The organism is Streptomyces javensis (assembly GCF_039525925.1).
GTDB classification, from domain to species: domain Bacteria; phylum Actinomycetota; class Actinomycetes; order Streptomycetales; family Streptomycetaceae; genus Streptomyces; species Streptomyces asiaticus.
Genome location: NZ_BAAAIF010000004.1, coordinates 295957 through 302735, shown reverse-complemented (window position 1 = coordinate 302735; position 6779 = coordinate 295957). Strand labels below are relative to the sequence as shown.

The following is a 6779-nucleotide window of genomic DNA, read 5'->3' as shown; positions in this document are numbered from 1 at the left end:
CGCTGGCATCTGGCACAACTGGACCACCGACGCCAAGATCAAACGATCCCTGATCGCCTATGACCACTGAAGAACATCGGACTCATTCATCTAGCCCTGGATGACGGATCGGCAGTGCGGATCGATGCTGCCGAGCCGCTGACCGTCCGAGACGCTGGCGCGCCCTCCTCAGGCTGAGAAGAGGGGCAGGAGTGGGGATAGGGGTAGCCGATCACGGGCGTCAGCCTTCAGCGGACTGGGGCAGGGCGCTAAGCATGTAGACCCCAATCGGTTTGATTCGGTGACCGTGACTCATCGACTAGTCAGGCTGCTTGCTCGATGCGGCCGTGTTGCTCGGTCGGCCGAAGTTCGCCCTCGGTGTCTCGGTCATTGGACGCACGAGACTCACTCATTGGAGCATGAGTTAAGCACGAATTGTATATGCATTTGTCACGGTCTTGTGTGCCACTCCTAGTGTGCCATTCAATGCGCAACTACTCTCCGTTTGGTGCGGTTGGCATGTAGTTACTGGGGGGTAGGCATGTCAGGAAGCGGTTCGGTGTTGTCGGCGGATTACCGTAGCGCCGTTGCGGCTGCTGTCAGGCAGTTCGGGGTGGAGACCAAGACCAAACTTGCAGGACCCGGCGAACCTGAGGATGCCCTACGAGCTCCGGTAGAGCGCCTGTTCGCCATGGTCGGTGCCGCTTTGGGGTTGGAGATCGTCCTATACGGAGAAATGCGGCTGAGCGAGTCGGGAGTTCGTCCCGACTATGCAGTCGCCGTCGACGGCGCCATCGTGGGATACGTTGAACTCAAAGCTCCAGGAAAAGGGGCAGACCCTAGTCTGTGGTCCACGGCGAGCCACGACAGGCGTCAGTGGGAGCGTCTTCAGTCCCTACCGAACCTCATTTATTCCGATGGGCAGTCATGGGGACTTTACCGTTCTGGGGACTCTGCCACAATTATAGCTCGCTTGGAGCCTGATTTGAAGGTGGCAGGAGACTCGCTTGAGTCTCGTGACGCCTATTTTGCTGAGATGCTGGCGTTGTTCTTGTACTGGAACCCACGTCCGCCTAGGAGTATCCGAGATCTTGTGCGATCGGTAGCCGGCCTATGTCGACTGCTCCGTGAAGAGGTGCTCGGGCGCATATGGCGGGAGCGCGCGGGTGAACAGCCGGAGCACTTTACCCATCTGGCCGTGGATTGGCGCCGATTGCTGTTCCCTAAGGCGACCGATGCAGAGTTCGCCGATCAGTATGCGCAAACGGTGACCTTTGCTTTGTTGCTTGCTCGTGTAGAGGGTATCTCCTTCGAAGGACGAGACATCGGCCAGATAGCTCGCCTGTTAGGCAAGGAGCATTCCCTAATGGGCAAAGCCCTGGAGGTGCTCACCGACGAATCGTTGGGCCGGCTGAGCCAGACTACGGAAACATTGGTGCGTGTCGTATCCGTGGTTGATTGGGCAGCGCTGGGCGACGGCTCCCCTGATGTTTACCTACACCTCTATGAAGAGTTCCTGCAGCTCTATGACCCTGAGTTGCGGAAAGAGACGGGTACCTACTACACGCCCAATGCAATTGTCAGGTTCATGGTCCGCTTCTGCGATGATCTCTTGCGTGAGCGACTGGGGCAGGAAGGCGGTTTCGCTTCGCCGGAGGTCGTCACCGTGGACCCGGCAGTGGGTACAGGTACTTACCTGCTCAACGTAATCGACCGGGTCGCACAGACGGTCGAGGAGGATGAGGGCAGGGAAGCTGTACCAGCCCGCGTCACCGAGCTGGCGCACCGCTTGATCGGATTTGAGCTTCAGACCGGACCCTTCGCGGTGGCTGAGCTGCGCGCGTACGAGGCGATCAACCGCCATCGTGCGGAAGCGCCCGAAGAGGGACTCAAGCTGCTGGTATCAGACACGCTTGGAGACCCGAAAGAGGATCAAAGCTGGCTCCCGATGGAGTGGCAAGTGATCGCCCGCTCCCGGAGAGAAGTAAACCGTGTCAAGAGGGAAGAGCCGGTCATGGTGGTAATCGGTAACCCTCCTTATCGGGAACGCGCCAAAGGTATGGGGGGCTGGGTCGAGAGTGGAAACGCCCAGGTGGGGGAGAAGCCCCTCTTGGGTGCATTTCGAGCCCCAGGAAAGAGTGGGTTGGAGTACGTTCTGTCCAACCTGTATATATACTTCTGGAGGTGGGCGACGTGGAAGGTATTTAACGCACATGAATCGGCCCCTAACGGCATAGTCGCCTTCATTACAACTTCGGGATACATCAGCGGGCCTGGTTTTGCGGGGATGCGCGAGTACTTAAGGCGTAACTGCGATGAAGGCTGGATAATCGATCTTACGCCTGAGGGGCACCAGCCGCCTGTTGCTACTCGCCCCTTCCCTGGAGTCCAGCAGCCGCTCTGCATTGGGATATTCGCGAGATACGGGGCACGGTGCGCCGATGATCCAGCACCAGTGCACTACCTCGCTGTGCAAGGACTCCGTGACCAGAAATTCCAGCGCCTGGAATCCGTAACGCTGGATGACGCCGAGTGGCGTGACTGCGTTCCACAGTGGCAGGAGCGCTTTCTCCCTGAGCCTGGGGAGGACTGGGCACGCTACCCTAAGCTGGGGGACCTGATGCCCTGGCAGGCGCCAGGCGTCAAGCCCAATCGCACCTGGGTGTACGCACCAGACCGAAACACCCTTAGGAGGCGTTGGCGACGACTGGTGAACGCCCCAGAAGCCGACAAGGCGGCGTTGTTCAAAGAGACCGACTCCTCTAACCTCCGTAAGTGCCCTGCTCCGCTACCTGGTTATCCCAACCCTGGGCGGCCGTTTGGGCAAGAGACCGGAGTTTGCCCCGAACCAGTAAGCGTAGCCTATCGCGCCTTCGATCGGCAGTGGATCATCCCAGATTCCCGGCTTCATCACCGCCCGAGCCCGCCCTTGTGGCAAGTGGCCGGACCTGCGCAGCTCTACGTCACTGAGCAACACGCACACCACTTCACGGATGGCCCTGGCATCACTTTCACCGCAGAGATCCCGGATATGGACCACACGAACGGCCGCGGTGGCCGTGTCCTTCCTCTGTATCGGGACGCGTCAGGGACCATGCCCAACCTGGCACCAGGACTACTGCGCCTAATTGATGAGAGGTTGATCCTGTCGGGAGAATCGTCTCGGACTGCCGAAGACATGTTGGCCTACATCGCGGCAGTCACTGCGCACCCGGCCTACACGGCTCGATTCGCTGAGGACCTCAAGTCTCCCGGAATCCGTGTGCCGCTCACAGCAGATCCTCGACTGTGGCAAGAGGCGGTTGACGTAGGCCGTGAAGCCCTCTGGCTGCACACCTACGGTCAGCGGTTTGTGGATCCAAGATCCGACCGACCTCGTACCACACCTCGCCTGCCGGATGGGCGTCGGCCAAGGGTGATCGTAGGTATACCGACCAGTGTACAGGGCATGCCGGATGCCATCTCCTATGTCCCTTCAAGGGAAACTCTGCATGTCGGCGCAGGGAAGATCGCACCAGTGCCGCACGAGGTGTGGGAATATCAGGTGGCGGGCATGAAGGTCGTCGCGAAATGGTTTGGCTATCGGAAACGGAAACCTGCTGGGCGCCGTTCCTCGCTCCTGGACGACATCAATCCCGAGACTTGGCCATCTCACTACACCTCAGAGTTACTCCGACTTCTCAACGTCATCGGCCGCTGTGTTGACATTCAGCCAAGGCAAACAGAACTCCTTGAACGTATTTGCGCCGGACCGCAGATCACTGTTTCTGACCTCGTGGATGCCGGTGCAATCCCCGCACCCAAAAGCGTAAGAGGGCCGATCGCGCCGCTATCTCCGGCGCAAGAAGGGCCCAACGGCCAGGGAACGTTGATATGACGGGGCGATCAGGTGCTGGCGATTACCAGCCTGCATCGACAGCGGCGAGGGTAGGCCATCCCGCCGACCGGGAGCGCCTTGCGCGCCCCCACGTTGCGCTGGCATCACCTCCTCATACTCGATCAGGGTGCGGCGGGTCTCTCCAGGGTGGTTCTCAGCGCTTCGCTCCTGACACGTACGCGCCGCGTGGCTGATTGGCGCCCTTTCCGGACTCCGGAACCCAATTCACCCTGAAGGTCGGGAGACGACACGGTCTGCGCTGAGGGGGAGCCGCCATGTCCGAGCCGCTGTATGTTTCCGTGCTACCGACCCGGCCGCATGCCATGGCCGCTTACCGGGGACTGCGGCCAGGACATTCAAGCCAGGGTTGCCCCGCTGTGGACCTTGCCACCCCGCCCCGGCATGCTGCCGGACCTCCTGGCCGTGGAACTTCGCAAGGATGCGGGCCGGGTTTCCACCGCGCACCGCTATCAGTCGGCTTGGCTGGACGCGCCGTTCACCGACGAGAGCGAGGCCGCTGTCCTGGCCGAAACCCTGCCGCCCGAGTGGTGGGCCCAGCGGAACCTGCGCCCGGTGATCGGCCCGGGTCGCCCCGTCCCTCAGCAATCCCCTGGCACTGGCGGCGGCTCGGCGGCACGGCGGCGGTCTAGGTATACGTGTACAGGTCCCGAGCGAGTGGCACGACCGGGATATCGATGGGCTACGCGAACTGCTCGACCGCGCCGCTTCCATCGACCCCTTCGACCTGTTCCTCGATCTGGGCGCCGTACTGCCCTCTCGCCGGGACGCCGCCAAAGAAGCTCTCAGCGCTCTCGACGCGCTGGTCCCGCTCGCCCCTTGGAGGACGGTGGCCGTCGCGTCAGGTGGCTTCCCCGAGCCGCCTGACGGATGCTTGGAGAGCGGCTGGTACGAGGCCCCACGACCGGACTGGGACACATGGCACGAGATCCACCACAGCGGGCGCTCCTACCTCCCCTTGCTGCAATACGGCGACTACGGAATCCTCCCCGCCGGGTACGCAGCCCAGACCCCGGCCTCGGGCAACGGCGGACCGTCGTGGGGCCTCCTCCGCTACACCACCACCCGTTCTTATTTCCTGGCCAAGGTGCTGCAGCGCGGCGAGCACCGCGATGCGATCAACCGCGACGCCGCGCGGCGCCTCACTCGCCTCGCGGACTTCCGCCCGTCGGCCGTAACAGGGGAAGGCTGGCTTCGCGAGCGCGCCCAGGGATCCGTCAGCACCGGCAACCACTCCGTGTGGAACCGAGTAGGAAACGTTCAGCATATGACCTTCGTCGTCAGGTGTCTGGACGGGCGTCTCCGTTGAGCTCGTGGCGTACGTACCGTCGAAGGAAGACCTCCCGCACGTGGTGTGACAGCGGGGACAGAATGTTGCCGATAGATCGTGTGCCCCTTCTCTACCTTTGCCTGGGGTAGTTTGCCGAACCCGGGCGTGCGCTTTCACATTGGAGCAGAATGGCTGCCTGGTGGATCAACAAGGACAGGGGGCGAGTTCTGCATGACCAGCCAGGCGGAAGTAGTCGGCCTGAGGACGGCCAAGGCGCTGTCGTACGTGTGTGGACATCGGGATGAACTCGCTGCGATCCTCGACGAGGACGACGACGCCTTGCGTGCTGTCGAAGCCGCAGTCGGTAGCCCGGCTGCGGACTATGTCTCGCTCACGGCCCTCCTGGACGCCTTGCACGCAGCGGTTCGACGCGCTGGCGACCCGACGGGGGCGTATGGACAAACGGGCCGCAGCGTGACGCCGGCCGGTGTTGCTCATGTGGACATCGTGTACCGGTGTCCCTTGCAGCTGTGCATCGGTCGATCCGGTCATGAAGTGGACGACGACGAGCCACGCTGCCAGTTCGCCCCCGCCCGGATGGCGCTGATCCGGGAAAGGCTCCCGTAGTGGGAGGGCTGCTCAGTGAACTCAGCAAGAAGCTGGCCGAGCGGTGGCTGACTCTCCTCGTACTGCCAGGCGCGCTCTACTTGACGGTCGTCGCGGCCGGAAGCACCCTCGGGCAGAGCGCCGCGCTGGACGTGGGGCGGCTTACCCACGTGATCTCGGACGCTGCCCGGGCTCCTGAGGTGACCACGGTAGGCGGCCAGGTCGTGCTTCTCGCTTCCATCCTGGCCGGTGCGGCCGCCACTGGTCTGGCCGCCCAGTCCCTCGGCTCCGTTGTCGAGCGTGTGGCCCTGGCTGCCGGTTGGGGCGCATGGCCCTGGTTGTTCGGCGAGTTGGCAGAGCGTCACGTGGCACGCCGACAGCGTCGCTGGGACGCGGCACGGGCGGAATACGAAGACCTACGGCTTCGGGAGCGCGCTCCGCGACCGGCCGACCGTCCCAGGCCCTGGGAGCGTCACCGTGCCGCGCACAGGTGCGAACGTATCTCCGTGGAGCGGCCTGAACGGCCGACGTGGAGCGGTGACCGGATCCACGCCACCGCTGTCCGGCTGGACCGAGACGCACATGTCAATCTCCTCATCCTTTGGCCACACCTCTGGCTCGTGCTGCCGGAAGAGATACGCGGTGAGATCGGCAGGGCGCGCGCCACGTTGACGCGAGCTGCCGTCCTTGGTGGATGGGCCCTGCTCTATCTGCCCCTGGCCTGGTGGTGGTGGCCAGCGGTGCCGCTCGCCGTCACGCTGGTGGTCATTTCGGCACGTCGCCTCCGTGCTGCGTCGGACACCTACGCCACGCTGCTGGAGGCTTCCGTGCGCCTTCACCTAACGGACCTGGCCGACAAGCTGCGCATCGAGGAACAGCCGATGGGCCCTCCCCTCGGTGGCGCAGTCATGCGACGGCTGAACGGCTCGGTGGCCGTGTCGGAACCGGCTTCGTGAGCTCCGGCAAATTCAGAGGCTCGGCTCGCCGGACCTGAACGGTGCAGCAAACAGATCTACCGGAGAACGGGAA

General features: G+C 63.0%; 4 protein-coding genes. All 4 read left to right on the top strand.

The window, feature by feature from the left end; all coding sequences use genetic code 11:
* Nucleotides 1–592: 592 nt before the first annotated feature.
* Nucleotides 593–3856 (top strand): type ISP restriction/modification enzyme, encoded by a 3264-nt coding sequence (locus ABD329_RS06740; protein WP_198275564.1) that lies wholly within the window; start codon nucleotides 593–595, stop codon nucleotides 3854–3856.
* A 610-nt stretch (nucleotides 3857–4466) separates the two neighbouring features.
* Nucleotides 4467–5183: a beta family protein gene (locus tag ABD329_RS06735; protein WP_344316098.1), complete on the top strand. Its 717-nt coding sequence runs from the start codon at nucleotides 4467–4469 to the stop codon at nucleotides 5181–5183.
* A gap of 192 nt (nucleotides 5184–5375) precedes the next feature.
* Nucleotides 5376–5771 (top strand): hypothetical protein, encoded by a 396-nt coding sequence (locus tag ABD329_RS06730; protein WP_198275565.1) that lies wholly within the window; start codon nucleotides 5376–5378, stop codon nucleotides 5769–5771.
* Nucleotides 5771–6706 carry a hypothetical protein gene (locus ABD329_RS06725; RefSeq protein ID WP_198275566.1) on the top strand — a complete coding sequence of 312 codons (936 nt, stop codon included), beginning with the start codon at nucleotides 5771–5773 and terminating at the stop codon, nucleotides 6704–6706. Before ABD329_RS06730 ends, ABD329_RS06725 begins: the two co-directional genes overlap by 1 nt.
* The last annotated feature ends 73 nt before the right edge of the window (nucleotides 6707–6779 follow it).

What these genes read in the sequence shown, in the direction of transcription:
- ABD329_RS06730 (WP_198275565.1), top strand. Translation starts at nt 5,376, where the DNA reads ATGACCAGCCAGGCGGAAGTAGTCGGCCTGAGGACGGCCAAGGCGCTG.